This is a genomic window from Leifsonia sp. C5G2 (assembly GCF_013359685.1).
Classification (GTDB): Bacteria; Actinomycetota; Actinomycetes; order Actinomycetales; family Microbacteriaceae; genus Leifsonia.
Genome location: NZ_JABFMV010000005.1, coordinates 21,980 through 47,677, shown reverse-complemented (window position 1 = coordinate 47,677; position 25,698 = coordinate 21,980). Strand labels below are relative to the sequence as shown.

Genomic DNA, 25,698 nt, shown 5'->3' with positions numbered 1-25,698 from the left:
GATCCTGTCATCCGCAGTTCCCGAACGCCATCGAGTCGATCAGACACGGAGGACGTGACTGGGCCGTTAGGAGACACCGTAATGCGGAGCGGACGGTCATCAACCCGCCGTCGGTGGCCCGCCACGCGAGACACGGCATCAACGCCGATCGGGTAGAGACACCCCCTGGTTCCCGACAGAAGCGCTGATTCCCCGCGCCAACAGCTCCTGAGTTCTTCGACCTCTCACTGGCGTGTCCGGTCGAAAAACTCAGGAGCTGTCGGCGTGAGAGGAGGTCGGCATCCCCGTGGCCGGGATGCCGATACGGTGGATCGGTGGCTCAACAGCATGGGTATCCGGCGGATACGCTGCACCTCGAGGTCGGCGGAGTCCCCAGGGCGGACCTGCGTGTTGCGCTGCACGAGCGCGCGATACTCCTCAACACCCACGCGGAGACGCTCCTCGCGCATCCCGTCTTCGACCTCCGGGAAGCGGAGATGGTCTCACTCGTCGAGAGGGGCCTATACGACCTCGGACTCGGGCTCCGGCGCTCGGGGAAGGTCGGGCAGGTGTCGCCGCAGCCCATCGTGATGACGACGTCGGAGTCCTTCACGGACTCGGGTGGCGAGGACCTTCGGCGTGTTGTCGGTGATGTCGATGCCGGCCTCGGCCCTGCCGTGGCTGACGCGCCGCTGCCCGACGGTCAGCGGGCTGCGCTGAGGAGAGCGCCCGCGGCGGCCCGGGCGACTTGAATGTCCCCGCCGGTGACGCTGCGGGAGTCGTATTCGGCCCTGCTCTTGATAGCGAGCAGGGTCTGGAGGTGCTTCGCGACGGGTTGACCGGCGGCGTCGCGGAGGACGGCGATGGACGCGTCGTGGCTGCCGTTCGCGGAGTACCTCCCGGTGGCGCGGATGCAGACGGCATCGGCGGAGGCGATGCCGCTGAGAACATAGAGGGCGACGGCCGAGTTGGCGAAGAACGATGTGCCGGCGAGGATGCCGTCTTCGGAGTCGATGTCGTGGAGCCATTCGGCGGCCTCGTGGAAACCTTCGGCCTTGCGGAGACGACCGGAGCGGAAGGCCTCGTCGCCGCGGCGGAGGGAGGTCTGGTCCATCCGGGTCATGCGCTCATCCCTTGCAGGCGACGGCGGAGCCAGCGGTCTTCGCCGCAGATGGTGATGCCTTCGGCGGCGATGGCTCGGAGCACCGGCTGCGGTTCGATGGCATCCTCGTGGTAGATGACGGGGCGCACGTCGTTGCCGGTCCACGCAGTGGCACGGGTGGCGAGTTCGTGGATCTGCTCTTCGACGCCCGCCGCGGTCTCCTGCGTGGTCTCACCGCTGAGCACGAAGAACAGGTCGATGTCGCTGTCTGTGCGCATCTCCCCGCGGGCGGCGCTGCCGAACAGAGCCGCGTACGTGAGCTGCGGGATGTGGTTGCATGCTTCGGTGAGCCGCGTGAGGAAGGTCGCACGGACATGGGCGAGCTCGATGATCGTGCTCGCGGCCAGGTGGTCGCGGTTGAGGGTGAACAGACGCGAACGTCCGACGACACGGTGCTGGACGATGCCCTGCTCGGCGAGGCGAAGCGCGGCGATGCGGATCCCTGCGGGGGAGCGGTGGGGAATCAGGCCGGCGAGGGTGGTGAGGGAGTACTCCTGGTCGGAGCGCGTGAGCACTTCGAGGACATCGCCGTCGACGGCGGCGGTGACGGTCGCGAGTGGGTGCTGCAGCTGCACGGTGGCTCCCTTTCATCGCTGGGATTATAGCGAAGTCGCTACTATTCTAGCGAAGTCGCTACTATTTTATGGATATCGCAGGACTGATGCAATACGGCGGGCGCACCGAGCGTGTAGCGGCGGTGAGGGCATCCCGCGACCCCCTCATGCGGGGGTATACGCGTAGGAGATCGTTCCCATAGGCTCGCTATGGAGAATGCGGGGGATATCCATAACGGTCGTCGAGCATCTCTCATCCAGATTCCGATCCCTAGTCGAAACGGTGCTCGCCACGTGACTTCCACCAGAAAACCTCGCGCCATCCGCGCGACCGCCCTCAGCCTCACCCTGGCGCTCGCCGGCGCCGGGGCCCTCGCCCTCGCCGCCCCGGCCGCCGCCGACGATGCGCCGACGCAGGTGCACGCGTCCGACATCGCCCCCGATGAGAGCACGTACGCGGGCTGGCACCAGGGCTACGCCGGTGCCACGTCCGCCAACTACAGCATCACCGCCGACGGCCTGAAGCTCACCGACGAGTCGCAGGTCGTCTACGGCTACCAGCCGAACGCGCGCCTGACCGGCAACGCGCTCTTCGACCTGATCAACGCCGGCGACATCACCTGGTCGACCAAGACCGGCACGGGCGCCGCGTTCTTCCAGCTCCCCGTCTACTACGGCGACAGCGCGAACCCGTCGTTCACCACCCTGCGCCCGGAGAGCCCTGCCGAGGGTGACAACACGGCCTCCACCGAGCAGGCGTGGGTGAGCAGCCAGGACATCACCGTCCCCGGTGACACGCCGACCGTCATCCCCGCCAACACCCCGGTCCCGCTCGGCGAACTGATCTCCGACCTCGACACCACCACCGTGCAGGTGCTCGGCTTCGGTGTCCTCTCGCAGCTCGGCACCAGCCCGGTCGTGACCGGTCTGCACTTCAACGGCACCGCCTACGTCTTCGTCCAGGACTCCCTGCAGGCGGGCACGGCGACCCTCTCCGGCGACGCGAAGGTGGGCAGCACGCTCACGGTCGCGACCGCGGGCTGGCCGGCGGGAACCAGCTTCGACTACGAGTGGTACTACTCCGGTGGCCAGTTCGGCGGACCCATCGAGGGTGCGGACAACGCGCCGACTTACACGCTGACGGAGGGTGAGACGGCCCTGCAGATCGGCGTCATCGTCACCGGCCACAAGGACGGCTTCTCACCGACCCAGGTGTACAGCAACATGACCGACTGGGTCGTCGCGCCGAAGAAGGACGCTGCGCCCGCGCCCGCGGCCTCCTCCGACGCTCTGCCGCAGTTCCTCGCGTCGAAGGGCGTCACCCCGGCGACGCCGGCCAGCGCGGGCCTCCCCGCCGCGCTCGACGGGAGCAAGGGTTACACCGCGAAGGTGGACTGGAGCGGCGCCGACTCCTACGTCGACGTGTACGCGTACTCCACCCCGGTTCTCGTCGGCACGTTCCCCGTGGTCAACGGCGTCGTCCAGATCTCGCTGAGCCCGGCCCTGCTCGCGTCCATCGCGTCCGGTGCCCACACCCTCGTGGTCGCCGGCCAGACGTCGGGCACCGTCCAGGCTGTCGCCTTCACCGTGTCGGCCGTCGCGCCGGCCGCCGTGCTCGCGAACACCGGTTCGGACACCACCGGCCCGCTCATCGCCGGCGCACTTCTCCTCTTCGGCGGCGCGGCGCTGCTCGTCGTCCGCCGCCGTCGCGCGCAGACCGCCTGACGCGCACCCGGCCAACGAACCCCCGTCCTGCCGAGCAGGGCGGGGGTTCGTCGTCTCAGTACGCGTTCATGTCGTGTGCTCGGGAGGCGACCGCGGCGCGCGCGGGCATGCCTGCTACGCCGGAGCGCCGGGCGCGACCTCGCCGGGCGCGACCTCCGCCAGCAGCTGCCGCACGCGCCGCTCGATCTCGTCGCGGATGGGCCGCACCTCCTCGATCGGGCGGCCGGCCGGGTCGGTGAGCTCCCAGTCCTCGTAGCGCTTGCCGGGGAAGATCGGGCAGGTGTCGCCGCAGCCCATCGTGATGACCACGTCGGAGTCCTTCACCGCCTCGGTGGTGAGTACTTTCGGCGTGTTGCCGGCGATGTCGATGCCGACCTCGGCCATGGCCTGAACGGCGACGGGGTTCAGGCTGTCCTTCGGCTCGGAGCCGGCGGAGAGCACTTCCACGCTCCCGCCCGAGAGCTCGCGGAGGAAGCCTGCGGCCATCTGCGAGCGCCCGGCGTTGTGCACGCAGACGAACAGGACGGTCGGGGTGGTGGTCATGTTCAGCTCCATGTCGTCGAGGGGTGGGCCGCCGGCCGGGCGGGACGGCGGCCCGGCTCTGTCAGCAGCAGTCGGGCGAGCACGAGCCGTCCGGCAGCACCTGGCAGTCGTCGCTGTCGCAGCATCCCATGATGATCCTCCCTTCTTCATCGACGTTTGTCGATGAACACACCATGAACGAATACATTGACGGTTGTCAATGTATGGGCGAAGATTGCAGCGTGACCATCACCGAACTCCTCCCGTTGCGCGACCTGCAGGCCTGCTGCGCGCCCATCACGCGTGAGGTCATCGGCGAGGAGAACGCGGTCTCGGTCGCCCGGGCGATGAAGGCGCTCGCCGACCCGGCCCGCCTGCGCCTGATCTCCATGGTCGCCGCGCACGAAGACGGAGAGGCCTGCGTGTGCGACCTCACCGAACCCCTGGGGCTCTCGCAGCCGACGGTGTCGCACCACCTCAAGATCCTCGTCGACGCCGGCTTCCTCAGCCGCAGCAAGCGCGGCACCTGGGCGTACTACCGCATCGTGCCGGGGTCGCTGGATGCCGTCTCGTCGTTCCTGACGTCGGTCTGAGACGACCTCACCGAAGCCGCGCGGGCCGCACCTTCACCGGCGCGAGCCAGGCGGTCACGATGACCGCCGTGATGGAGCCTGCCGCCATGATCGCGGCGAGCACGACCACCTGGAACCGCCCGGCCTCCAGCGGCGACACCCCGCCGAAGATCGCGCCGACGAAGGCGCCGGGGAGGGTCACGAGCCCGGTGGTCTTGGTCTGGTCGACCGACGGGATGAGCGCGGAGTAGACCGCGCCGCGCGCGAGCTCCAGAGTCGACTGGCGCGGGGTGGCGCCGAGGGCCAGCCACCCCTCCACCTCGTCCCAGTGGTCGTCCGTCGCCTCGGTGAAGCGTCGCCCGGTGAGGGTCGCGATGCTCATCGAGTTGCCGATGACGATGCCGCCGATCGCGAGTGCATACCGGGCGTTGAACTCGATCGCCCCTGTGGCGAACACGACCCCGGCCGCCACCAGCACGCCGGTCGCCATCCCGGTCGCCATCATCACGGCGTGGTCGCGCGACCAGCCCACCCGGCGCGTCGCGGTCGCGGCCGCCACCGAGAACATGATGAGGAGCGCGAGCGCGACCCACAGCGGGTCGGTGATGACGCCGGCCAGGACCAGGCTGATGACGGCGAGCTGAGCAGCGCCGCGCAGGATGGCGAGCGCCGGTGCCCAGCGGTGCGGGACACCGTACGCGGCGAGCACCGTGACGGCGACCAGCGCGAGCACCGCGACACCGAGCAGGGTCGGGGCGAGCTCCTGGAGGATCGGCACGTGACGAGCCTAGAGCGTCCCGAAAACGCGAACGAAAATTTTTGACACCGCAGCATCCCGGCCCAGCAAGATGGAGGAGCCCCTCACGGTCGAGACCCTCACCGTCGAGCCCCTCACCGTCGAGCACAGGAGATCCATGACCGAGTCCCGCATCGCCCTCGCCCGCTCCAACCGCGTCGCGACCGTCGACCGCCGCCTCTTCGGCTCGTTCGTCGAGCACCTCGGGCGCTGCGTCTACGACGGGATCTACGAGCCGGGGCATCCGACGGCGAACGAGGACGGCTTCCGGCTCGACGTGGTCGACCTGGTCCGCGAGCTCGGCACGACGACGGTCCGCTACCCGGGCGGCAACTTCGTGTCCGGCTTCCGCTGGGAGGACTCGGTCGGACCCCGCGACCGGCGGCCGGTGCGCCGCGACCTCGCCTGGCACTCGCTGGAGTCGAACCAGGTCGGGCTCGACGAGTTCGCCCGCTGGCTGAAGCTGACCGGCTCCGAGCTGATGCTCGCCGTCAACCTGGGCACCCGCGGCATCCAGGAGGCCCTCGACCTGCTCGAGTACGCCAACCACCCCTCCGGCACCGCCCTCAGCGACCAGCGCGTCGCCAACGGCACCCCGAAGCCGCACGATATCAGGATGTGGTGCCTCGGCAACGAGATGGACGGCCCGTGGCAGACCGGCTACATGACGGCGGACGACTACGGCAAGCTCGCCGCCCGCACCGCCGCGGCGATGAAGACGGCCGACAAGGACCTCCAGCTCGTGGTGTGCGGCTCCTCCGGCTCCGGGATGCCGACCTTCGGCGAGTGGGAGCGCGTCGTGCTCGAGCACTCCTACGAGCACGTCGACTACATCTCCGCGCACGCCTACTACCAGGAGCGCGGCGGCGACCTCGGCTCGTTCCTGGCGTCGTCGGTGGACATGCAGTACTTCATCGACACCGTCGTCTCCACGGCCGATCACGTCGGCAACCGGCTGAAGAGCAGGAAGCGCATCCAGGTCTCCTTCGACGAGTGGAACATCTGGTACCTCGACGAGCACAAGGAGTCGGGCGAGGTCGGCGACGAGTGGCGGTACGCGCCGCGGCTGCTGGAGGACGTCTACTCGGTGGCCGACGCGGTCGTGCTCGGCAACCTGCTCATCACGCTGCTGAAGAACCACGACCGCGTGACCAGCGCCTCCCTCGCGCAGCTGGTCAACGCGATCGCGCCGATCATGACCGAGCCGGGCGGCGACGCCTGGCGGCAGTCGACGTTCTTCCCGTTCTCGGTGACCAGCCGGCTGGCGGCGGGCGAGGTGCTGCGTCCGACGATCGCGACAGGGACCTACGAGACGGCGGTGTACGGCGAGGCCGACCTGGTGGATGCTGTCGCCACTTTCGACGAGGCCACCGGCTCCGCCGCGCTGTTCGTGGTGAATCGCAGCACGACGGAGACGCAGACGGTCCGGGTGGATGTGCGCGACCTGGGCGTGGACCGCGTCCGGGAGGCGTTGTCGCTGTGGGACGACGACGTGTACGCGAAGAACACGCTGCAGGACCAGACCCGCGTCGGCCTGCGCGCGACCCCGGAGGCGTCCCTGGCCGACGGCGAGCTCACCCTGAGCCTGCCCCCGGTCTCCTGGACAGCCGTCTCCCTCGCCTAGGCCGGCACTCAGCCGGCGGCGGCGGGAGCGGGCTCGGGCGCGGGAGCAGGCGACTGGAGGGCCTGGGGGATCAGCTTGCGGATCTCGTCCGGCTGCGCGGAGAGCACCACCACGTCCACCCGCCGGTTCTGTGCCAGGTCGGCGTCGGTCGTCCCGGTGTGGCCGGCGACCGGACGCGCTGAGCCGAAGCTGACGGCGGCGATGCGCTCCTGCGGGAAGCCGTTCGTCTCCACCAGGTGCCGCAGCACGCTGGTCGCCCGCCCGGCTGAGAGCTCCCAGTTGGTCGGGTAGGGCGCGCCGGGCTGGCGCAGGTCGGCGTGGCCCTCTACCGAGACGTTGTAGGGCGCGGGGGCGAGCACCGGTCCGATGTCGTTCAGGACGGCGACCGCGCGGGCGCTCAGCTCGGCCCGGTTCGAGTCGAAGAAGGTGGAGTTGCCCACGAGTCCGATCGTGAGGCCGCGCTCGTCGATCTTCAGCTCCACCGAGTCCTGGAGCCCGTCGTGGGTCAGGGCCGCCTGGATCTGATCCTTCAGGTGCTGGAGATTCTGCGCCTCCTGCTGGGCGAGAGAGAAGTCGGTCGCCTTCCCGGCCTCGTCGACATGCTTGGGCGGGACGACGACCCCGGATGCGGTGTCGATCTTCTGCGTCTTCACCTGGCCGAATCCGGTCGCCAGTGAGTCCTTCAGCTGCTCGAACTTCTTCGCGTCCACCGTCGACATGGCGAACAGCACGATGAACATGCACATGAGCACGGTGACCATGTCCATGTAGGAGGCCATCCAGCGCTCCTCGTTCTCGTGCTCCTCCGGCTCCTCGTGCCTCTTCCGTCGACGGGCGGACATGTCAGGCGGCTTCCTCGACGGGATCCTTCGCGCCGCGCGCCGCCTTCGCGCTCTTGGCCGCGGGCTTGTCGGCCTCGCCGTCGGGCACCATGGCGCGCAGGCGCTCGCCGAGGAGGCGCGGCTGGCTTCCCGCCTGGACGGCCAGCACGCCCTCCATGAGCAGGGTCATGCGCTCCACATCCAGCTCGGACAGCCGCCGGAGGCGGGATCCGAGCGGAAGCCAGAGGAAGTTCGCCGACATCAGGCCCCACAGGGTGGCGACGAAGGCGCTCGCGATCAGTGGGCCCAACTCTCCGGGCTCCGCCAGGTTCTCCAGCACGTGCGTGAGCGAGACGACGGTGCCGATGATGCCGATGGTGGGCGCGTAGCCGCCCATCGCGCTGAAGAACTTGGCGGCGACCCGGTCCTTCTTCGAGCGCGTGGCGATCTCGTCCTCCAGCAGCACGCGCAGCTCGTCGCCGTCCGTGCCGTCCGCGATGTTCTGCAGCGCGCGCTTCAGGAACGGGTCGTCGACGCCGTCGGCCTCCTGCTCCATGGCGAGCAGGCCGTTGGCGCGGGCCTTCTCGGCGAGGCCGACGACCTGGTCGATGACCTGCTGCGGCGGCTCCACCTTGCCGCGGAGCGCCCGGGGGAGGGACTTCACCGCGACGAGGAAGTCCTTGATCGTGCCGCTGGCGATGCCGACGGCGATGGTGGCCCCGAAGACCAGCACCATGGGGGCGGGCAGCAGCAGCGCGCTCAGGTGGGCGCCCTCCATCGTCACCATCGCGACGACGGCGCCGAACGCGAGGACGATGCCGATTATCGTTGCCGGGTCCATTACTTCTTCCTTGCTCGGAGGGGGACGGCGCGGGCCTCGGGGTGAGCCTCCACCGCTTCGTCGTCTTCCAGCCCGGCCAGCGTCACGAGCCCCAGCGGCGGCGCGGGCACGGGGCGCGGGCCGGCGGCGGGGAGGTCGTGGGCGAGAGCGATCACACGCGCCCGGTACGCGGCGATCTTCTCGATCACTTCGTTCAGGGACTCGGTGACGATGAACTTCGCCCCGTCGACCATGACGAGAGTGGTATCCGGACTGGCGTGGATGCGCTCGATGAGGTCGGGGTTGACCGCAAACTGGCTGTCGTTCAATCGGGTGACGACGATCATGGGCGCGAATCCTGGTCTCGGCTCCGGGTGAGCCGTCACGAGGGCACTATCGGCCCGCCGCGGTCGGTCGTTAGGGGGACCGGGAGCCGGGAAGGCGAAGAGTCCGCGGGCGCCGTGCCGGGGCTAACGGGTCCCGCCGACCTGCCGATAGTGGCTCCCGTGACCATCCTGCAGGCCCCGTCGGACGCCCCCGAGGCGCCGGTCTACGACTTCCGGCGGCCGACCACCCTCGCGCGCGAGCACTCGCGCGTGCTGGAGCTGGCGTTCGAGACGTTCGCCCGGCAGTGGGGCACCCAGCTCACCGCGAAGGTGCGCGTGCTCAGCCAGGTGGAGTGCGACTCCGTGCAGATGCAGACGTACGACGAGTACGCCGCCTCGCTGCCATCCACCACGGCCATGGTGCTGTGCGAGCTCGGCGACGTGACGCCGAAGGCCGTCATCCAGTTCCCGACCATCGCGGCGCTCTCCTGGGTGAACGCGATGCTCGGCGGACAGGGCACGCCGGTCGACCACGAGCGCACCTTCACCCAGATCGAGCACGCCCTCGTCCGCCGGCTCATGGACGACGCGCTGGAGGACCTGCGCTACTCGCTCGGCTCCATCCTGCTCGCCCCGATCTCGGTGGACGCCATCCAGTACAACTCGCAGTTCGCCCAGGCCGCGGCCACCAACGAGCTGATGATCGTGGCGGGCTTCGAGCTGCGGGTGGGCGAGAACGTCGCACGCGCGACGCTCGCCCTTCCCGCCGTCGCCGTGCTGCCGCAGCTGGGCGAGACGAACCCGACCCACAGCACCGAGAACGCGCGGGAGCTGGTGGATGCTCAGCTCGCCCAGGTCCCGGTGGATGTCGCCCTGCGCCTGGCGCCCGCGAACGTCCGCCCCAGCGTCGTGCTGAACCTGAGCGTCGGCGACCTGCTCCCGCTCCCGCACCCGCAACACCGCCCGTTCGATCTCACCGTCGGCGGCCAGACCGTCGCCTCGGCCGCCCTCGGCTCGAGCGGCTCCCGTCTCGCCTGCGTGATCGTCAAGACAGAGGACTGAACCCATGAGCATGACCAGCACCGCGAACGCAGCAGGGCTCTCGCTGGGCCAGGCGCAGGCCGCCGCAGAAGCGCTCGCCCGGGTGTTGCCGACCGGCACGCCGCTGACGCCCCTGCTCTCGCAGGGCTCCGAGGTCCGGGAGGCCGGCCGCGCCGTGGTCGCCACCTTCGTCGGGTCCGTCGCGGCCGACCTCGCCGTCGTGCTCCTGGAGGCGCCGCAGCTGGTGGACGAGGGCGCCGACGGCTCCCCGGTGGTCGCGCTGGAGGATGTGCTGCAGCCCGCCCTGGAGGCGGCGAGCGACACGCTCGGTGCCGGCGTGCTCGACGACGCCCGCACCGAGGACGCCGCCGAGCTGTTCTCCGACCCGGCCACCTCCGTGTTCGCCCTCTCCGGCCCGTCCGGCGTGGCCGGGTGGTTCGCGGTCCGCGGCCGTGCGTCCGTCGCCGAGCGCTCGGGCACGAGCGGCCTGGGCGGCAAGCTGGGGCGGATCAGCAACGTGGAGATGGCGCTCACCGTGGAGATCGGCCGCACCCGGATGGCGGTGCGCGACGTGCTCGCGATGGAGCCGGGCGCGGTCATCGAGCTGGACCGCTCCGCCGGCTCGCCCGCCGATGTGCTGCTCAACGGCCGCCTCATCGCGCACGGCGAGATCGTCGTCATCGACCAGGACTACGCGGTGCGCATCACCAAGATCCTGGACACCGCGGAGGACCTGGACTGACCCCGCTCAGGGCCGGACGATCCGGCCCAGGGTGCGCGTGTAGTCCTCTTTGATGATGTCGAGGTGCGCCCAGGTCTCGAGCGAGCCGACGCCGGGCAGCGCCCGCAGCTCCTCGATGACGGCCAGCACGCCCGCCGTCGCCGTGCCGACGATCGTCGCGATGACGTCGTAGGCGCCGTGCGCGGCGGCCGCGAGGTCGACGGCGCGCGTGTCGACCAGGTAGCGGTGGACGGGTTCCGGGGCGCCGCGCAGGGCGATCCCGACGCCGACCGCCACGCGGTTGCGCGAGAGGCCGCCGGCGTCGATGGCCGCGATCCGGATGACGCCCGCGTCGAGCAGGCGCCGCACGCGCGCCCGCGTGGACGAGGGGGAGAGACGCACGGCATCGGCGAGGGCACGGTAGCTGGCGCGGCCGTCGTCCTGCAGGATCGCGATGAGGTCGTGGTCGAGCCGGTCGAGCCGCACATCGGTGACGGAGGCGGCGGTGATGAACTCCTTGAGCAGTCCGTCGTAGGTGGTGACCCGCACGCGGCGGACGCCCGGGATCTCGCGGATGGCGGCGAGCGTCGCGCCCAGCTCGTCGGTGTCGCCGTGCCGTGACTCGAACACCAGCGAGGCGCCGCCGGCCACCAAGGAGACGAACACCGTGTCCGGCAGGCCGGCGATGCGCTCTGCGACCGGGCGGGCCGGCCCGTCCACCTCGACGAGGCCGTGGATGAGCACGTTGAGACCGGCGAAGCCGGGGTCGAGGGCCGCGACGACCCGCAGACCGTCCCGGCCGATCAGGGTGCTCAACCGCCGCGAGACGAGGTCGCGCGAGACGCCGAGGGTCCGGGCGAGCTCGTGGATGCTCGCCCGGCCGTCGGCCTGGAGTGCGCGGACGAGGCTGCTGTCGAGCCCGTCGGTGTCGCGGTCGGGCGCTCCGCGGTCGTGGCGGACGGGCATATCGTCAGAATACCCGGAATCGCTCCCGCGGAACCGCACTTCCGCGGCAGGAGTCCGGCGATAACGACGATCCGCGCGCTGAATGACGACTTCGGTGCGCAGAACGACGGCGAACCCGAAGCGCGGGCTTCGAAGTGCGCTTGCGCATCCTGACCGGCGGCGTGAGACTTCACGACGAACTTCATGACAATACGAGCAAAGGAGCTGTGTGTGTCTGCAACCGCCATCCACCCCGCCGGGCACCGCCGGGCACTGAGGGCCGGCCTCGCCTCGGTCGTCGGGACGACCATCGAGTGGTACGACTTCTACGTCTACGCGACGGCCGCGGCCATCGTGTTCCCCCAGGTGTTCTTCCCCGAGATCAACCACGCGCTCGGGACGCTCGCGTCGTTCGGCACCTACGCGGTCGCCTACTTCATGCGTCCGCTCGGCGGCATCATCTTCGGCCACATCGGCGACAAGCTGGGCCGCAAGCGCGCCCTCACGCTCACGCTGTTCCTGATGGGCGTCGCCACGGTCCTCGTCGGCTGCCTGCCGGGGTACGCCGCCATCGGCATCGCGGCGCCGATCCTGCTCATCGTGCTGCGCATCGCGCAGGGACTCGCGGTCGGCGGCGAGTGGGGCGGGGCCAGCCTGATGTCGGTGGAGAGCGCCCCGCCGAAGTTCAAGACCTTCTACGGCGGCTTCACGCAGCTCGGCAACCCGCTCGGCGCGCTGATGGCCTCCGGTGCGTTCTGGATCCTCGCCGCCATGGGCGACGACGTCCTGCTGACGTGGGGATGGCGTGTTCCGTTCCTGTTCTCCATCGTCCTCATCGGCGTCGGCATCTGGGTGCGCCTCCGGGTGGAGGAGACGCCGGTCTTCGAGGAGAAGATCGAGGGCCACAAGCAGTCCACGCCGATCGTGTTCGCGCTGCGCAACAACTGGCTGCCCATCCTGCTCGGCTTCTGCATCATCGCCATGTCGTCGGGCGGCTACGTCATCGCCACAACGTTCGTGCAGAACTTCGCCACGAGCCCGGAGGTCGGCCTGCCCGCCGACATCATCCTCGGGGCCATGACGATCGCATCGTTCATCGAGGCGTTGGTCACGCTGCCGCTGGCGATGCTGGGCGACAAGTGGGGCGGCAAGCGGGTCATCATCCTCGGCTCGATCCTGTCGTTCGTGGCGGTGATCCCGCTGGTGCTGGTCATCCAGAACCACCAGGTCGCCTTGATCTACATCTTCGTCAGCGTCATCCGCATCACCCTGAGCGGGGCGTGGGCGCCGTTGTCCACCGTGATGACGCAGATGTTCCGGCCGCAGGCGCGGTACACGTCGATGTCGCTCTCCTACGGGATCGGCGCGGCCGTGTGGGGCGGGCTCTCGCCCGCCATCGCGACCGGCCTGATCGCGGCGACCGGGAGCTTCTGGTCGGCGATCTGGTTCTTCGGGGCGCTGGCGCTCATCGCCGTCATCGGCACGTGGTTCGCGCCGCAGCACTCCGACGCTGCTCCGGTGACCGCCTCCTTCAATCCACGACTCGACACCACCGCGATCAACACCACGAGGATCTGACCTGTGCGACACCTGGCTACCTACGACTCCCGCGACTCGGCCCCCACGATCGTCACCGCGGATGTCATCCTGACCGTCGACGACGACGCCCCGCGCGCCGAGGCGATGCTCACGGCGGGGGGCCGGATCCTGGCGGTCGGCGCGCTCGGCGAGGTGGAGGCCGCAGCGCGAGCCGCGGGCCTCGACCCCGTGCGCGCCGACTACCCGGGCGCGACCATCGTCCCCGGCTTCATCGACGCGCACGCCCACCCGCTGATGTTCGGCCAGCTGCTCACGTGGGTGGATGTCAGTCCCGAGAAGGCGGGCTCGATCCCGGAGATCGTGGAGCTGATGCGGGAGGGCGCGAAGAAGCTGCCCGCCGGCGTCCCGCTGCGCGGCTACGGCTACGAGCAGCGCAACCTGGCGGAGCGGCGGCATCCAACGAAGGAGGAGCTGGACCGGGTGGCGACCGACCGCGAGGTGTACGTGATGAACGCCTCCGGCCACGGCGGCGTGGTGAACAGCTTCACGCTGCAGAAGTACGGCATCACGCGCGACACCCCCAACCCGGAGGGCGGCGAGTTCTTCCGCGACGCCGACGGCGAGCTCACCGGGGAGCTGTCGGACGCGGCCTGCAACGTGCTCACGGGCCTCCACGGCGTGAAGATCGGCCACCACGGACCCAACTTCCACCTCGGCGACGAGCCCGCGGAGCACCAGCGGCAGCTGGACATCGCCCAGCGCGAGTTCCTCGCGTCCGGCGTCACGGCGCTCGGCGACGCGCAGGTGTCGAAGCGGGAGCTCGCCGCCTACCTGGCGATGGCGGACCGCGGCGAGCTGTCGGTGCGGGTCTCGCTGTACTTCCTCTCGCACCTGCTCGACCAGGTGCTCGATCTCGGCCTCACCGGCCCGTTCGGCAACGCCTTCCTGTCGGTCGCGGGCATCAAGCTGTACGCCGACGGCACGCTCGGCGGCTGGACCGCGTACTTCCCCGAGGGGTACGTGGGCGACCCGTGCCGCCGGGGCCAGCTGTACCACGAGCCGGCCGAGTACGCGGGCCTGGTCTCGAAGGCGCACGCCGCCGGGCTGCAGACGGCGACGCACGCGCAGTCCCCGACCGCGATCGCCATGGTCGTGGATGCGGTGGAGCAGGCGCTCGCCGAGCGTCCAGACCCGGACGCGCGGCACAGGATCGAGCACTGCGGCCTGCCCGCACCGGCCGAGATCGAGCGGATGGCGCGCCTCGGCATCCGCCCGGTGAATCAGACCCAGCACTACTACAACTGGGGAGAGGGCGTCGAGCAGGCCATCGGCACGCCCGGCGAGCGCTTCAACCCGCTCGGCGAGTTCGTCGAGGCCGGGGTGCCGGTCACGATCTCGTCCGACGCCCCGGTGGCCGAGCCTCGGCCGCTGGAGGCCATCCAGGCCGCGGTCACGCGCGTCACCCGCCGCGGCCACAAGCTCGGCCCCGACTCGCTGCGGATCAGCCCGGAGGCCGCCCTGCGCGCCCACACCCTGGAGGGCGCGATCACCCTCGGGCGTGAGAGGGAGCTCGGCTCGCTGGCCGCCGGGAAGCGCGCCGACTTCGTCGTGCTCGGCGCCGACCCGCTGACGGTGGACGGCGACGCGATCGCCGGCATCCCGGTGCTCGCGACCTGGGTGGACGGCTCGGAGAGGTTCCACGCGGATGGCGAGTGAGACGCGCGAGAAGCGCACGACCGGGTGGGTCGTCGTCGAGACCCTCCGCAACTACGGGGTGGACACGGTGTTCGGCATCCCCGGGACGCACAACCTGGAGTTCTACCGGCCGCTCACCGCTCTCGGGGTGAGGCCCGTCACCACCCGCCACGAGCAGGGTGCGGGCTACGCGGCCGACGGCTGGTCGCTGCAGACGGGCAAGCCGGGCGTGGTCATCACCACCAGCGGTCCGGGGCTGCTCAACGCGCTCTCGGCCGCGGCCACCGCGTACTGCGAGTCGCGCCCGATGATCGTCCTGTCGCCCGGTCCCGCACGCGGGCACGAGTTCGCCGACGCCGGGACGCTGCACGAGACGAAGGATCAGCTGGGCGCCGCGTCCGCCATCGTCGAGTGGGGCCGCCGTGTGGAGTCGGCGGAGGAGGCGGTGGAGGCTGTCCACGACGCCTTCGCCCTCTTCGCGACGGGCCGGCCGCGTCCCGTCTACCTCGAGGTGCCGCTCGACCTGCTGGAGGAGGAGACCAGCCTCCCGGCCGGGGCGCTCGCCGCGCGCCCGGCGCCGCAGCCCGCCTCCCCGGACGCGGAGCGGATCGCCGAGGCGGCGCGCCTCCTGGCCGGCGCGGGCGACCCCGTCATCCTCGCGGGCGGGGGCTCCCGCGGCGCGTCCGCCGGACTGCGGGCGCTCGCGGAGCGTCTCGGCGCGCCGGTGGTCACCACGCTCAACGCGAAGGGTGTGCTCGACGAGCGCCACCCGCTCTCCCTCGGCGCCAACCTGCGGCTCGCCGCGGCACGGAATCGCGCGCGCGACGCGGATGTGCTGCTGGTGGTCGGCTCGAAGCTGGGCGAGGCAGAGCTCTGGGTCGAGAAGCTGGAGGCCCGCGGGGCCGTCATCCGCATCGACGTGCTGGAGTCCCAGCTCGACAAGAACCAGCCGGCCGCGGTCGGGATCGTCGCCCACGCGGCCACCGCGCTCGCCGCGCTGACCGATGCGCTCGGTGCCGGCGAGCCGGCCGGCGGCGCGCGCGATGCCCGGGTCGGCGAGACCCTGGATGCCGTCGCGGCCGAATGCCGCGAGCTCTCGGCGGTCAACACCGACCTCGCGGACGCCATCGCCGCCGCCCTGCCGGCCGAGGCGATCGTCGCGACCGATTCGTCGCAGATCGCCTACTGGGGGCTGCTGAACCGGCTGCGCGTCGCCTCCCCGAACTCGACACCGTACATGGCCACCTACGCCACGCTCGGCTACGGACTCCCCGCCGCGATCGGGTCGCGCATCGCCGAGCCCGCGCGGCCGGTGTTCGCGGTCGTCGGCGACGGGGCGCTCATGTTCTCCCTGCAGGAGTTCATGACCGTCGTCGAGCAGCGCCTCGACCTGACCGTCATCGTGGTCGACAACGGCGGCTACGCCGAGATCAAGCAGAACGAGGTGGATGCGGGCATCGCCCCGATCGCGGTCGACCTGGCCCAGCCCGACTGGGCGGCACTGGCCGCGGCGTTCGGCGGCACAGGTCACCGCGCCCATTCGGCCGACGAGCTGGCCGAGGCGGTGGCAACCGCGGGCGATGCAGGCGGCCTGCACGTCATCCACCTGCCGCAGTCCGCGTTCACGAAGTGAGGAACCACCCATGAGCACCACTCCCGTCGGCCCGTCCGACGCATCCAAGACCCCGCGCTACGCCGGTCTCTCGACCTTCGCGCGGCTGCCGCGGCTCGAGGACGTCCCCGCCGCCGACATCGCGGTGGTCGGCATCCCGTTCGACACCGGGGTGAGCTTCCGTCCCGGCGCGCGCTTCGGCCCGGAGCACGTGCGGGCGTCGAGCCGGCTGCTGCGGCCGTACAACCCCGCGCAGGACTTCTCGGCCTGGGAGGCGGTGCAGGTCGCCGACGCTGGCGACATCGCGGTGAACCCGTTCCACATCGAGCAGGCGGTGAACGAGATCGCGGAGGCGGCGGCCGAGCTGGGCTCGCGGGCGAAGCGGCTGCTCACCATCGGCGGCGACCACACCATCGCGTACCCGCTGCTCAATGCGATCAGCCGGAAGCACGGCCCGGTCGCCGTGCTGCACTTCGACGCGCACCTGGATACCTGGGACACGTACTTCGACGAGCCGATCACCCACGGCACGCCGTTCCGCCGCGCGTCGGAAGAGGGCTTCCTCGACCGGACGGCATCCGTGCACGTCGGCACCCGCGGGCCGCTCTACAGCAAGCAGGACCTGGAGGACGACGGGCGCCTGGGGTTCTCGATCGTGTCGAGCGAGTACATCGAGGAGAACGGCATCCCCGCCGCCCTGGAGCGCATCCGCAGCCGCATCGGCGACCGGCCGCTCTACATCTCCATCGACATCGACGTGCTCGACCCCGCGCACGCCCCCGGCACCGGCACCCCGGAGGCGGGCGGTCTGACGAGCCGCGAGCTGCTCCGCCTGCTGCGCGGGCTCACCGACCGGAACATCGTCGGCGCCGATGTCGTCGAGGTCGCGCCCGCGTACGACCACGCGCAGGTGACCGGGATCGCGGCCGCGCACGTGGCGTACGAGCTGATGACCGCGATGGCCCAGGTCATCGTCCGGGAGGGGCGCGATGGCTGACGACGGCCGCCGCCCGCTGGCGGTCTACACCGACGTCGACGACACCGACCCGGCACCCGGGATCGCGCTGCTGGAGACGAACGGCTTCGAGGTCCGCGTGCTCGGCACCCGCGACCCCGAGGCGATCGTCGCCGGCGCGCGGGATGCGGACGCGCTGCTGCCCGGCTACGCGCCGATCACCCGCGAGGTGATCGCGGCCCTGCCTCGCCTGAAGGTCGTCGGGCTCATGTCGATGGGCTTCGACTATGTGGATGTGGACGCCGCGACCGAGCACGGCGTCTGGGTCACCAACGTGCCGGGGGCGGCGACGGAGGAGGTGGCGACGCACGCGCTCGCACTGCTGCTGGCGAGCGCACGGCAGCTGCCGTTCTACACCGCCTCGGCGACCCCGGAACGCTGGAACGAGCGCGCCGCGGTCGCCCCTCCGCGCCTCAGCGAGCTCACCCTCGGGATCGTCGGCCTCGGCAGGATCGGCCGCGCGTTCGCCCGCGTCGCGGGTCCCCTGTTCGGACGTGTGCTCGGCTACGACCCGCTGCTGCCGGAGACCGCGGCGACGGCCGGGGACCTCGCCTCCCTCGGCATCGAGCGCACGACCCTGGAAGACGTCCGCCGCTCCTCGCACGCGCTCTCCCTGCACGTCCCGCTGACCGCGGAGACCGACCGGATGGTGGATGGGGCCTTCCTCGCCGGGATGCCTGCCCGGTCCATCCTGTTGAACGTGTCCCGCGGCGGCCTCGTCGACAACGCGGCCCTCGTCGACGCGCTGGACTCCGGCCGGCTCGCCGGCGCAGCGCTCGACGTGCTCGACCAGGAGCCGCCGGCCGCGGGGCATCCCCTCGTCGGGAGGGACGACGTGGTGCTGACGCCGCACATCGCCTACTTCTCCGGGTTCACCGAGGGGGAGTACGTGCGCGTCCAGGCGCAGAACGTCGTGAGCGCTCTGACGAACGGCATCCCCGACTCCCCGGTGAACGTGCTGCCCTGACGCGCGCCGCCGCTTCCGTCGGAGATTCGGCCGTCTGAGCCACGAATCTCCGACAGCAGACGGCCAGGCAGGAGATTCGGCCGTTCGATCGCTCCCCTGGCCGGCCGGCGGTGATCGCGGGCGCAGGCCTCCGTCAGCCTCGCGGGGTCCATCCCGACGGGAGCGGTCCGCCCAGTCCGCCGCGCTCGGCGTCCTCCGCCGCGGACCAGCCCTGGGCGGCCGCCTCCGCGTCGAAGCCGCCGCGCGCGAAGCGGAAGCCGACGTCCTCGTGCCGGGTCCGCGGCGGTCCGCCGCGGCGCACCGACGCGCGCACGCTCCAGGCGTCGTCGGCGAAACCGCCTCCGCGGAACACCCGGTAGTCGTCGTAGCGGCCGGGGTCGAGCAGGTCCCAGCACCACTCCCAGACGTTGCCGAGCGTGTCGAAGAGGCCGTTGAGGTTGGGCAGCCGCAGGCCGACGTCCTGGGGCGCCCGGAGGCCGTCCGCGCTCGTCCACGCGACCTCGGGCAGCGGGCCGTAGTGGGGACCCGTGGAGCCGGCGCGGCAGGCGTACTCCCACTCGGCCTCCGTGGGCAGACGGTACCCGTCGGCGTCCACGTGCCAGGTGACGTCCTCGCCGTCGAAGGTGTACGCGGGGTCGAGGCCCTCCCACTCCGACGCGGCGTTGCAGATGCGCACCGCGCGCAGCCAGCTGATTCCGGTGGCCGGGCGGCGTGGATGCGACGACGGCTCCCCGATCAGCTCGGCCACCTGCTCCTCGGTGACCGCGAACACGCCCAGCTCGAACGGCTCCAGCTCCACCGTCCACCGCCGGTTCCGCCGCGCGTCGTGCAGCTGCACGCTCCCCGCCGCCACCTCCCGCATCTCAATCTCCACGCCCCCACCGTCCCACGCCGCTGAGGTGCTCGCTGTTGCGCTCCCGGTCGGCGTGTCGACCGCAACTGCGAGCACCTCGGCGGAAGGGCTAACGGGATGCGCAGCGCGGCCGATAGGGAGGGACGTGGAGACCCTGTTCGTTGCGCTGCGAGTGCTCGTGGTGCTCGGGGTCATCGTGACGGTGCTCTGGTTCGTCCAGCGGCGGGTCACCAAGGGACGCACGCCGGGCAGGGGGCGTCGCGGCAACGCGGTGACCGTCGTCGGGCGGCAGGGCGTCGGGCAGAAGGCGTCGGTCGTCGTCGTGGATGTGGACGGCAACCGCTTCGTGCTCGGGGTCACCGAGCGTCAGGTCTCCGTGCTCCACACCTCCGACCGTCCGCAGGATGCGGACGTCACCCCGCTGGTCCGGGTGCCCGAGGCCCCGGCCGCCGCTGCCCGCACGGGCACCGACGACGCCCCGGCGGCGAGCACCCCCAGCACCACCACCAGGCAGGATGCCGACTTCCTCACGGCGCAGGGACGCGCCTCGCTCTTCGACGAGGCACTCAAAGGCTCGATCCTGTCCCCGGCAACGTGGCGTCAGGCGAGTTCGGCGGTGCGGCCCAAGAAGTGACGGCGCCGGTGCCGGCGGCGCGCGCCGGGCGGATGCCCCGCCTCGCCCTGGCCGGCCTGCTGGTCGCCCTCATCGCCGTCGCGATCGTGCTGCTCGGCGCCAACGCCGCCCATGCCGTCCCTACGCCGGTCCCCACCCCGACGGGCCCGACCGGCCCGGGGGCAGGCGGCTCCGGCGGCATCACCGTCGACATCAACGGCCCGAACGGCACCCCGAGCGCCGCCATCCTGACGCTCCTCGGCATCACCGTGCTCTCGGTGGCCCCGGCGCTGCTGCTGATGATGTCGTCGTTCACCAAGATCTTCGTCGTGCTGGCGATCACCCGGAACGCGCTGGCGCTCCCGTCCATCCCGCCGAACCAGGTGCTCGCGGGGCTGGCGCTGTTCCTCAGCCTGTTCATCATGAGCCCGGTGCTCGTCGACATCAACAACTCGGCCGTGCAGCCGTACCTCGCGGGCCACATCGACTTCACGGCCGCGGTGCACGCGGCCGAAGGACCGCTTCGCGGCTTCATGGCGGCGCACACCCGCGAGGAGGACATCGCCCTGATGACGCGTGCCGCCGGCCGCGCGAACCCCGACAGCATGAAGGCCGTGCCGATGCTGACGCTCATCCCGGCGTTCATGATCTCCGAGCTGCGCGCCGCGTTCATCATCGGCTTCGTCATCTTCGTGCCGTTCCTCGTCATCGACATGGTCGTCTCCGCGGCGCTGATGTCGATGGGCATGATGATGCTGCCGCCGGTGATGATCTCGCTGCCGTTCAAGATCCTGCTCTTCGTGCTGGTCGACGGCTGGGGTCTGATCATCACCAGCCTGATCACGAGCTACCGGGGTGGCGGATGAACCCCAACGCGGTCCTCGACATCGCCATGCAGGGGCTCATGGTCACGGCGAAGCTCGCCGCGCCGATCGTCGTCACGGCCCTCGTCGTCGGCTTCGCGATCTCGCTCGTGCAGTCGATCACGCAGATCCAGGAGGTCACCCTCTCGTTCGTGCCGAAGGCGGCGGCGGTCGCGGTGGCGCTGATCGTCTGCGGTCAGTGGATGATCTCCGAGCTGGTCACGTTCACCCACGTCCTCTTCGACAAGATCCCGCAGCTGCTGGGCGGCGGCTGATGAACATCCCCATCGACCTCGCCGGCATCGAGGCGATCGCGCTCGCGTCGCTGCGGATGGTGGCCTTCCTCGTCATCGCGCCGCCGTTCTCGTACAACGGCTTCCCCGCCCAGGTGAAGGGGATGCTGGCGATCGGCCTGGCGCTCGCGGTCGCGCCGCGCGTCGGCGCCGGCTACCACTCCGGCGACATCGGAGCGTTCCTCCTCGACATGCTGCGCGAGCTCGCCGTCGGCGCGACGCTCGGCTTCCTCGTCTTCCTGGTGTTCGCCGCGATCCAGTCCGCGGGCAGCCTGATCGACCTGTTCGGCGGCTTCCAGCTGGCGCAGGCTTTCGACCCGCAGTCGATGATCAACGGCGCCCAGTTCACGCGGATGTTCCAGCTGACCGCGCTCGCCCTGCTGTTCGCATCCGGCGGCTACCAGCTCATCATCGGCGGGTTGGTGCGCACGTTCGACGCCATCCCGCTCGCCGCGGGGCTCGACCTCGCCGACCCCGCCAAGCAGATGGTGAACGGCGTGACGCAGATGTTCCTCGCGGCCCTGCAGATCGCAGGGCCGCTGATCGTGGTGCTCTTCCTCGCAGACGTCGGCCTCGGCCTCCTCACCCGCGTCGCTCCGGCGCTCAACGCGTTCTCGCTCGGCTTCCCGCTCAAGATCATGCTCACGGTCGTGCTGTCCGCGATCGTCTTCGTCGCCCTGCCCGGGGTCGTCTCCGGGCTCACCGACACCGCCGTCAAGACCATGCTGGGGGTGGGCCGATGAGCGACGCGCAGGAACGCACCGAGCAGGCGACCGAGAAGCGGATGAAGGAAGCCCGCTCCAAGGGCCGCCTCGCCAAGTCCACCGACCTCACCGCCTGGGTCGGCGTCGGAGCCGCAGCGGTGATGCTCCCGTTCACGCTGCAGACCGGCAGCAATGCCGCCGTCGGGCAGCTGTTCGCCGTTCGCTCGGTGATCGAGAGCCCCGACCCGGCGAAGGCGCTCGCCGCGCTCGGCGAAGGGCTCGGCAGCATCATGGCCACCATCGGACCGCTGCTCGGGGTGGGCGCGCTCGCCGTGGTGGGGGCGGCGGCGGTGCAGGGCGGCATCCACTTCAAGAAGCTCGAGGGCAAGTACGAGCAGTTCAACGTGGTGAAGGGCCTCGGCCGGGTGTTCGGGATGCGCGCGCTCTGGGAGGGCGCCAAGACCCTGCTGAAGTCGGCGGTCGTGGGGATCGGGCTGTTCCTGGTGGTGCAGGGGCTGATGCCGGTGCTGCTCACCTCGGGCTCGATGCCGCTCGCCTCGCTGCTCTCCGCCGCGTCGGGCGGGACGGCCGGCCTCCTGCAGGCCGCCATCGGCGCGGGGCTGGTGCTCGCCGGCCTCGACGTGCTCGTCGTGATGCGGCGCAACCGCAAGCACACGCGGATGAGCAAGCAGGAGGTCCGCGACGAGAACAAGAACAGCGAGGGCGACCCGCTGGTGCGCTCGCACCGCCGCTCCCGGCAGCTGGCGATGAGCCGCAACCGCATGATCGCCGCGATCGGCGGCGCGGACGTGGTGCTCGTCAACCCGACGCACATCGCGGTCGCCGTGAAGTACGAGCCGGGCAAGTCGGCCCCGCGGGTCGTCGCGAAGGGCGCCGGCGCCATCGCCCTGCGCATCCGCGAGAAGGCCGAGGCCGAGCGCGTGCCGATCGTCAAGGACATCCCGCTCGCCCGGGCGCTGCACGCCGGCTGCGAGATCGGCGAGGAGATCCCGGTCGAGCTCTACAACTCCGTCGCGCGCGTGCTCGCGTTCGTCATGTCGCTGAAGCAGCGCGGCTCCGCCGCGGGCTTCCACACCATGCGACCCCAGCTGCAGGGAGGGCTGTCATGAAGCCGAACAAGGGTCTCGCCGCCAAGGTGGCCGTGCCGATCGCCGTCGTCGGCATCATCATGCTGCTGGTGGTGCCGGTGCCGTCGTGGCTGCTCGACATGCTCATCATCGTCAACATCATGCTGGCGCTGGTCATCCTGCTCACCACGATGTTCGTCAAGAAGCCGTTGGACTTCTCGGTGTTCCCGTCGCTCCTGCTGGTGGCGACGCTGTTCCGGCTGGGGCTCAACGTGGCCTCGACCCGCCTGGTGCTGGGCGACGGGTTCGCCGGCCAGGTCATCCAGGCGTTCGGGCACGTCGCCGTCGGCGGGTCGATCATCATCGGCGCGGTGGTGTTCCTCATCCTCGTCGTCATCCAGTTCATCGTGGTCACGAAGGGTGCGGAGCGTGTCGCCGAGGTGGGGGCCCGCTTCACCCTCGACGCCATGCCGGGCAAGCAGATGGCGATCGACGCCGACCTCAACGCCGGCCTGATCACCGAGGAGCAGGCCCGCGCGCGCCGCGCGGAGGTCTCGGCCGAGGCGGACTTCTACGGCGCGATGGACGGCGCCTCGAAGTTCGTCAAGGGCGACGCGATCGCGGGCATCCTGATCATCGTCATCAACGTGGTCGGCGGCATCGCGATCGGCATGATCCAGCGCGGCATGCAGCTGGGGGACGCAGTCAACTCCTACACGCTGCTCACCATCGGCGACGGCCTGGTGTCGCAGATCCCGGCGCTCCTCATGGCGGTGTCGACCGGCATGATCGTCACCCGGTCGAACGCCGAGTCGGAGATGGGGACGCAGGCGGGCAGCCAGCTCAGCCAGTCGCGCAACGCGCTGATGATCGCGGGATGCGCCGCGATCGTCATGGCGCTCATCCCCGGCATGCCGCCGATCCCGTTCGTGCTGGTCGGCGCGTTCCTCATCCTCGCGTCGCAGCGGATCAAGAACGCGCAGGCGGCGAAGAAGAAGGCGGAGGCCGCCCAGAACGCCGTCGCCGCGACGACGAAGCCGGAGACGACGGAGGACCTGATCGAGCAGATGCGCGTGCACGCGCTCGAGATCACGCTCGCGCCCGACCTGGTGGACATCGTGAGCGGCGCGTCGGACGACCTCCTCGCCCGCGTGCGCGCCCTCCGCCGCAAGATCGCGCTCGAACTCGGCGTGATCGTGCCGCCGGTGCGCGCGCGCGACAGCGCGGAGCTCGCGCCCTCGACCTACGTCATCAAGATCGCGGGCGTGGAGGCCGGCCGCGGCGAGGCGCCCGCCGGCCGCGTGCTCGCCCTCGGCGACGCGCTCGACAACCTGCCGGGCACCCCGACGGTCGAGCCAGTGTTCGGTCTGCCGGCGAAGTGGATCCCGTCGGAGATGCGGCACAGCGCGGAGCTCGCCGGGGCGACGGTCATCGACCGGGTGTCCGTGCTGATCACGCACCTGTCGTCGATCATCACCTCGAACGCCGCCCGCCTGCTCACGCGCGAGGACGTGCGCCTGCTGACCGAGGGCGTCAAGCAGGTGAACCCGCCCGCGGTGGAGGAGCTCATCCCGGCGCTGCTGTCGCTCGCGGAGGTGCAGCGCGTGCTGCAGGGGCTGCTGGCCGAGCAGGTGCCGATCAACGATCTGCCGCGCATCCTGGAGGCGCTCACCCTGCGCGCGAAGGTGTCGAACGACCCGGAGGGGCTGGTGGAGGCGGCGCGCGCCGCGCTCGGGCCCGCGGTCGTCGCACCGCACATCGACGCGGGGACGCTGCGGGTCATCATGATCGACCCCGGGCTGGAGCAGTCGATGCTGGAGGGTCTGCGCCCGTCGGAGGCGGGCACCCAGATCGTGCTCGATCCGCTGCGGCTGGAGGCCGTGCTCGCCTCGCTGCGCGACACGGCGTCCCGGCTCGACGACTCGGGTGTCTCGGCGGTGCTCGTGTGCGCTCCGGCGCTGCGTCCCGCGATCCGGCGGCTCGTGGCCGGGCAGATCGCGGGCCTCGCGGTGCTGTCGTACCAGGAGGTGACCGCGGTGCAGGCGGCGATCGAGACCGTGGGGGTGGTGCGCGGTGCGGAGTCGATCGCGGCCTGAGTGGCTGGGCGGCGAGGAGGAGATCCTTCCGGCCGTCTCCACCTCGTCCCTTGCCTTCCAGGCGGTGCTCGACGACCTCATCCGCACCACCGACCTCCCCGACCTCGCCGCGCCCTCCCCGCCGAGTGGCGACATCCTGTCGCCACTCGGCGCCCGTGGTGACAAGATGTCGCCACTCGCCGCCGCGCGGGACGCCGACGGGCCACCTGGCGCAGGCGCCTCCGTTCCGCCGAGTGGTGACATCTCGTCGCAACTCGCGTCGAGTGGTGACATCTTGTCGCCACTCGCGGGGCGGGCGGGGCCGCCGCCGGCCCGGCTGCGCGGGCGCGGGGACCTCACGCTCGTGGTGGGGCTGGGCGGCGACGCGGAGGCCGCGGCCGCCGTGCTCGCCGCGTCGGCCGACGCCGGCGCCGAGGTGGTGCGCGTCGCCGACCGGAGGGACGCCCTCGCGGCCCGGGCGGACGGCGTCCGGCGCGACCTCCCCCTGGTCGCCGCCTACGCCCTCGCCGGACCCGGCGCCGTCCCGGCCGTCGTCGCCGAGCTCGCCGGCATCGCCCCCGATCAGGTCTGGGTCGCCGTCGACGTGTCGCGCCGGCCGGAGGACACCGCGGAGTGGGTGCGGGCGGTGGATGCGGTGCTCGCGATCGACGCCGTGGCCGCGACCGGCGCCGCCTTCACGTCGAGCCCGGACGACATCCACCGGCTCGGGCTCCCGGTGCTCTGGCTGGACGCGCCGCCCGCCGGATAGGCTG

Annotated in this window: 26 protein-coding genes and 1 pseudogene; 17 read left to right on the top strand and 10 right to left on the bottom strand. The window is 71.1% G+C overall.

The features are described 5' to 3' along the window. Positions 1–523: 523 nt before the first annotated feature. The 3 genes and pseudogenes from HNO83_RS20300 to HNO83_RS08340 all read right to left on the bottom strand — a co-directional run. A pseudogene (locus HNO83_RS20300) lies at positions 524–650 on the bottom strand (phosphotyrosine protein phosphatase); the annotation flags it as partial. A gap of 32 nt (positions 651–682) precedes the next feature. Beyond that, on the bottom strand, positions 683–1,102 hold the full coding sequence (locus HNO83_RS08345) for a hypothetical protein (RefSeq protein WP_175337076.1): 420 nt from the start codon (positions 1,100–1,102) through the stop codon (positions 683–685). After that, complete coding sequence (locus HNO83_RS08340) at positions 1,099–1,716, bottom strand: nucleotidyltransferase domain-containing protein (protein ID WP_175337075.1); 618 nt, start codon at positions 1,714–1,716, stop codon at positions 1,099–1,101. Before HNO83_RS08340 ends, HNO83_RS08345 begins: the two co-directional genes overlap by 4 nt. A 273-nt stretch (positions 1,717–1,989) precedes the next feature. On the opposite strand from HNO83_RS08340, the gene HNO83_RS20745 reads away from it, so the two are divergent. Beyond that, the gene (locus HNO83_RS20745) at positions 1,990–3,420 is read left to right on the top strand and encodes an LAVTG motif-containing sortase-dependent surface protein (protein ID WP_349627110.1); all 1,431 of its coding nucleotides are present in this window, start codon (positions 1,990–1,992) and stop codon (positions 3,418–3,420) included. A gap of 114 nt (positions 3,421–3,534) precedes the next feature. Here HNO83_RS20745 and HNO83_RS08330 read toward each other — a convergent pair whose 3' ends face one another. Beyond that, positions 3,535–3,963 (bottom strand): arsenate reductase ArsC, encoded by a 429-nt coding sequence (locus tag HNO83_RS08330; RefSeq protein ID WP_175337073.1) that lies wholly within the window; start codon positions 3,961–3,963, stop codon positions 3,535–3,537. Between the two features lie 221 nt (positions 3,964–4,184). Between HNO83_RS08330 and HNO83_RS08325 the strand changes: the two genes are divergently transcribed. Further along, positions 4,185–4,535, top strand: a complete 351-nt coding sequence (locus tag HNO83_RS08325) for a metalloregulator ArsR/SmtB family transcription factor (protein ID WP_175337072.1) — start codon at positions 4,185–4,187, stop codon at positions 4,533–4,535. A 7-nt stretch (positions 4,536–4,542) separates the two neighbouring features. Here HNO83_RS08325 and HNO83_RS08320 read toward each other — a convergent pair whose 3' ends face one another. Further along, a complete protein-coding gene (locus tag HNO83_RS08320) occupies positions 4,543–5,292 on the bottom strand; it encodes an ABC transporter permease (protein WP_175337071.1) in 750 nt (249 codons plus the stop codon). 136 nt (positions 5,293–5,428) lie between these two features. On the opposite strand from HNO83_RS08320, the gene arfA reads away from it, so the two are divergent. Next, on the top strand, positions 5,429–6,934 hold the full coding sequence (arfA, locus tag HNO83_RS08315) for an arabinosylfuranosidase ArfA (protein WP_175337070.1): 1,506 nt from the start codon (positions 5,429–5,431) through the stop codon (positions 6,932–6,934). A gap of 8 nt (positions 6,935–6,942) precedes the next feature. Here arfA and HNO83_RS08310 read toward each other — a convergent pair whose 3' ends face one another. From HNO83_RS08310 to HNO83_RS08300, 3 genes are read right to left on the bottom strand one after another with little or no spacing between them, the layout of a single operon-like run. Next, positions 6,943–7,776, bottom strand: a complete 834-nt coding sequence (locus HNO83_RS08310) for an OmpA/MotB family protein (protein ID WP_175337069.1) — start codon at positions 7,774–7,776, stop codon at positions 6,943–6,945. A gap of 1 nt (position 7,777) precedes the next feature. Next, on the bottom strand, positions 7,778–8,596 hold the full coding sequence (locus HNO83_RS08305; protein WP_175337068.1) for a motility protein A: 819 nt from the start codon (positions 8,594–8,596) through the stop codon (positions 7,778–7,780). Then, positions 8,596–8,922, bottom strand: coding sequence for a flagellar FlbD family protein (locus tag HNO83_RS08300; protein WP_175337067.1), 327 nt, complete (start codon positions 8,920–8,922; stop codon positions 8,596–8,598). Before HNO83_RS08300 ends, HNO83_RS08305 begins: the two co-directional genes overlap by 1 nt. 159 nt (positions 8,923–9,081) lie before the next feature. Between HNO83_RS08300 and HNO83_RS08295 the strand changes: the two genes are divergently transcribed. Then, the gene (locus HNO83_RS08295) at positions 9,082–9,963 is read left to right on the top strand and encodes a flagellar motor switch protein FliM (RefSeq protein ID WP_175337066.1); all 882 of its coding nucleotides are present in this window, start codon (positions 9,082–9,084) and stop codon (positions 9,961–9,963) included. Between the two features lie 10 nt (positions 9,964–9,973). Next, positions 9,974–10,684, top strand: coding sequence for a flagellar motor switch protein FliN (gene fliN / locus HNO83_RS08290; RefSeq protein ID WP_502708427.1), 711 nt, complete (start codon positions 9,974–9,976; stop codon positions 10,682–10,684). A gap of 6 nt (positions 10,685–10,690) precedes the next feature. Here fliN and HNO83_RS08285 read toward each other — a convergent pair whose 3' ends face one another. Continuing rightward, entirely contained in the window at positions 10,691–11,629 is a 939-nt protein-coding gene (locus tag HNO83_RS08285; protein WP_175337064.1) for an Lrp/AsnC family transcriptional regulator, read from the bottom strand. A gap of 210 nt (positions 11,630–11,839) precedes the next feature. On the opposite strand from HNO83_RS08285, the gene HNO83_RS08280 reads away from it, so the two are divergent. Genes HNO83_RS08280 through HNO83_RS08260 form a run of 5 tightly spaced genes read left to right on the top strand, consistent with a single transcriptional unit; the run spans position 11,840 to position 18,436 of the window. Further along, positions 11,840–13,186 carry an MFS transporter gene (locus HNO83_RS08280; protein WP_349627109.1) on the top strand — a complete coding sequence of 449 codons (1,347 nt, stop codon included), beginning with the start codon at positions 11,840–11,842 and terminating at the stop codon, positions 13,184–13,186. A gap of 3 nt (positions 13,187–13,189) precedes the next feature. Next, positions 13,190–14,863, top strand: coding sequence for an amidohydrolase (locus HNO83_RS08275; RefSeq protein WP_175337062.1), 1,674 nt, complete (start codon positions 13,190–13,192; stop codon positions 14,861–14,863). After that, the gene (locus tag HNO83_RS08270; protein ID WP_175337061.1) at positions 14,853–16,475 is read left to right on the top strand and encodes a thiamine pyrophosphate-binding protein; all 1,623 of its coding nucleotides are present in this window, start codon (positions 14,853–14,855) and stop codon (positions 16,473–16,475) included. The genes HNO83_RS08275 and HNO83_RS08270 overlap by 11 nt, the downstream gene beginning before the upstream one ends. Positions 16,476–16,485: 10 nt before the next feature. Next, complete coding sequence (gene speB, locus HNO83_RS08265; RefSeq protein ID WP_175337060.1) at positions 16,486–17,451, top strand: agmatinase; 966 nt, start codon at positions 16,486–16,488, stop codon at positions 17,449–17,451. Next, complete coding sequence (locus HNO83_RS08260; RefSeq protein WP_175337059.1) at positions 17,444–18,436, top strand: C-terminal binding protein; 993 nt, start codon at positions 17,444–17,446, stop codon at positions 18,434–18,436. Before speB ends, HNO83_RS08260 begins: the two co-directional genes overlap by 8 nt. 133 nt (positions 18,437–18,569) lie before the next feature. Here HNO83_RS08260 and HNO83_RS08255 read toward each other — a convergent pair whose 3' ends face one another. Continuing rightward, positions 18,570–19,298 (bottom strand): formylglycine-generating enzyme family protein, encoded by a 729-nt coding sequence (locus tag HNO83_RS08255; protein WP_175337277.1) that lies wholly within the window; start codon positions 19,296–19,298, stop codon positions 18,570–18,572. Between the two features lie 136 nt (positions 19,299–19,434). Between HNO83_RS08255 and fliO the strand changes: the two genes are divergently transcribed. The 7 genes from fliO to HNO83_RS08220 are packed head-to-tail and all read left to right on the top strand — an operon-like array spanning position 19,435 to position 25,694. Continuing rightward, complete coding sequence (gene fliO, locus HNO83_RS08250) at positions 19,435–19,923, top strand: flagellar biosynthetic protein FliO (protein WP_175337058.1); 489 nt, start codon at positions 19,435–19,437, stop codon at positions 19,921–19,923. A 32-nt stretch (positions 19,924–19,955) separates the two neighbouring features. After that, the gene (gene fliP, locus HNO83_RS08245; RefSeq protein WP_175337276.1) at positions 19,956–20,768 is read left to right on the top strand and encodes a flagellar type III secretion system pore protein FliP; all 813 of its coding nucleotides are present in this window, start codon (positions 19,956–19,958) and stop codon (positions 20,766–20,768) included. After that, positions 20,765–21,040: a flagellar biosynthesis protein FliQ gene (gene fliQ / locus HNO83_RS08240; RefSeq protein WP_175337057.1), complete on the top strand. Its 276-nt coding sequence runs from the start codon at positions 20,765–20,767 to the stop codon at positions 21,038–21,040. Before fliP ends, fliQ begins: the two co-directional genes overlap by 4 nt. Beyond that, positions 21,040–21,801 carry a flagellar biosynthetic protein FliR gene (locus HNO83_RS08235; protein ID WP_175337056.1) on the top strand — a complete coding sequence of 254 codons (762 nt, stop codon included), beginning with the start codon at positions 21,040–21,042 and terminating at the stop codon, positions 21,799–21,801. The genes fliQ and HNO83_RS08235 overlap by 1 nt, the downstream gene beginning before the upstream one ends. Beyond that, the gene (locus HNO83_RS08230; protein WP_175337055.1) at positions 21,798–22,892 is read left to right on the top strand and encodes an EscU/YscU/HrcU family type III secretion system export apparatus switch protein; all 1,095 of its coding nucleotides are present in this window, start codon (positions 21,798–21,800) and stop codon (positions 22,890–22,892) included. Before HNO83_RS08235 ends, HNO83_RS08230 begins: the two co-directional genes overlap by 4 nt. Beyond that, on the top strand, positions 22,889–24,946 hold the full coding sequence (locus HNO83_RS08225) for a flagellar biosynthesis protein FlhA (RefSeq protein WP_175337054.1): 2,058 nt from the start codon (positions 22,889–22,891) through the stop codon (positions 24,944–24,946). Before HNO83_RS08230 ends, HNO83_RS08225 begins: the two co-directional genes overlap by 4 nt. Continuing rightward, entirely contained in the window at positions 24,924–25,694 is a 771-nt protein-coding gene (locus HNO83_RS08220) for a hypothetical protein (protein ID WP_175337053.1), read from the top strand. The genes HNO83_RS08225 and HNO83_RS08220 overlap by 23 nt, the downstream gene beginning before the upstream one ends. Positions 25,695–25,698 lie beyond the last annotated feature (4 nt).

Excerpts from the sequence above, each read along its gene's own strand:
- HNO83_RS08345 (WP_175337076.1), bottom strand. The coding sequence starts at position 1,102 with ATGACCCGGATGGACCAGACCTCCCTCCGCCGCGGCGACGAGGCCTTC.
- HNO83_RS08330 (WP_175337073.1), bottom strand. The coding sequence starts at position 3,963 with ATGACCACCACCCCGACCGTCCTGTTCGTCTGCGTGCACAACGCCGGG.
- arfA (WP_175337070.1), top strand. The coding sequence starts at position 5,429 with ATGACCGAGTCCCGCATCGCCCTCGCCCGCTCCAACCGCGTCGCGACC.
- HNO83_RS08310 (WP_175337069.1), bottom strand. The coding sequence starts at position 7,776 with ATGTCCGCCCGTCGACGGAAGAGGCACGAGGAGCCGGAGGAGCACGAG.
- HNO83_RS08305 (WP_175337068.1), bottom strand. The coding sequence starts at position 8,596 with ATGGACCCGGCAACGATAATCGGCATCGTCCTCGCGTTCGGCGCCGTC.
- HNO83_RS08300 (WP_175337067.1), bottom strand. The coding sequence starts at position 8,922 with ATGATCGTCGTCACCCGATTGAACGACAGCCAGTTTGCGGTCAACCCC.
- fliN (WP_502708427.1), top strand. The coding sequence starts at position 9,974 with ATGACCAGCACCGCGAACGCAGCAGGGCTCTCGCTGGGCCAGGCGCAG.
- HNO83_RS08285 (WP_175337064.1), bottom strand. The coding sequence starts at position 11,629 with ATGCCCGTCCGCCACGACCGCGGAGCGCCCGACCGCGACACCGACGGG.
- HNO83_RS08270 (WP_175337061.1), top strand. The coding sequence starts at position 14,853 with ATGGCGAGTGAGACGCGCGAGAAGCGCACGACCGGGTGGGTCGTCGTC.
- speB (WP_175337060.1), top strand. The coding sequence starts at position 16,486 with ATGAGCACCACTCCCGTCGGCCCGTCCGACGCATCCAAGACCCCGCGC.
- HNO83_RS08260 (WP_175337059.1), top strand. The coding sequence starts at position 17,444 with ATGGCTGACGACGGCCGCCGCCCGCTGGCGGTCTACACCGACGTCGAC.
- HNO83_RS08255 (WP_175337277.1), bottom strand. The coding sequence starts at position 19,298 with ATGCGGGAGGTGGCGGCGGGGAGCGTGCAGCTGCACGACGCGCGGCGG.
- fliP (WP_175337276.1), top strand. The coding sequence starts at position 19,956 with ATGCCCCGCCTCGCCCTGGCCGGCCTGCTGGTCGCCCTCATCGCCGTC.
- fliQ (WP_175337057.1), top strand. The coding sequence starts at position 20,765 with ATGAACCCCAACGCGGTCCTCGACATCGCCATGCAGGGGCTCATGGTC.
- HNO83_RS08235 (WP_175337056.1), top strand. The coding sequence starts at position 21,040 with ATGAACATCCCCATCGACCTCGCCGGCATCGAGGCGATCGCGCTCGCG.
- HNO83_RS08230 (WP_175337055.1), top strand. The coding sequence starts at position 21,798 with ATGAGCGACGCGCAGGAACGCACCGAGCAGGCGACCGAGAAGCGGATG.
- HNO83_RS08225 (WP_175337054.1), top strand. The coding sequence starts at position 22,889 with ATGAAGCCGAACAAGGGTCTCGCCGCCAAGGTGGCCGTGCCGATCGCC.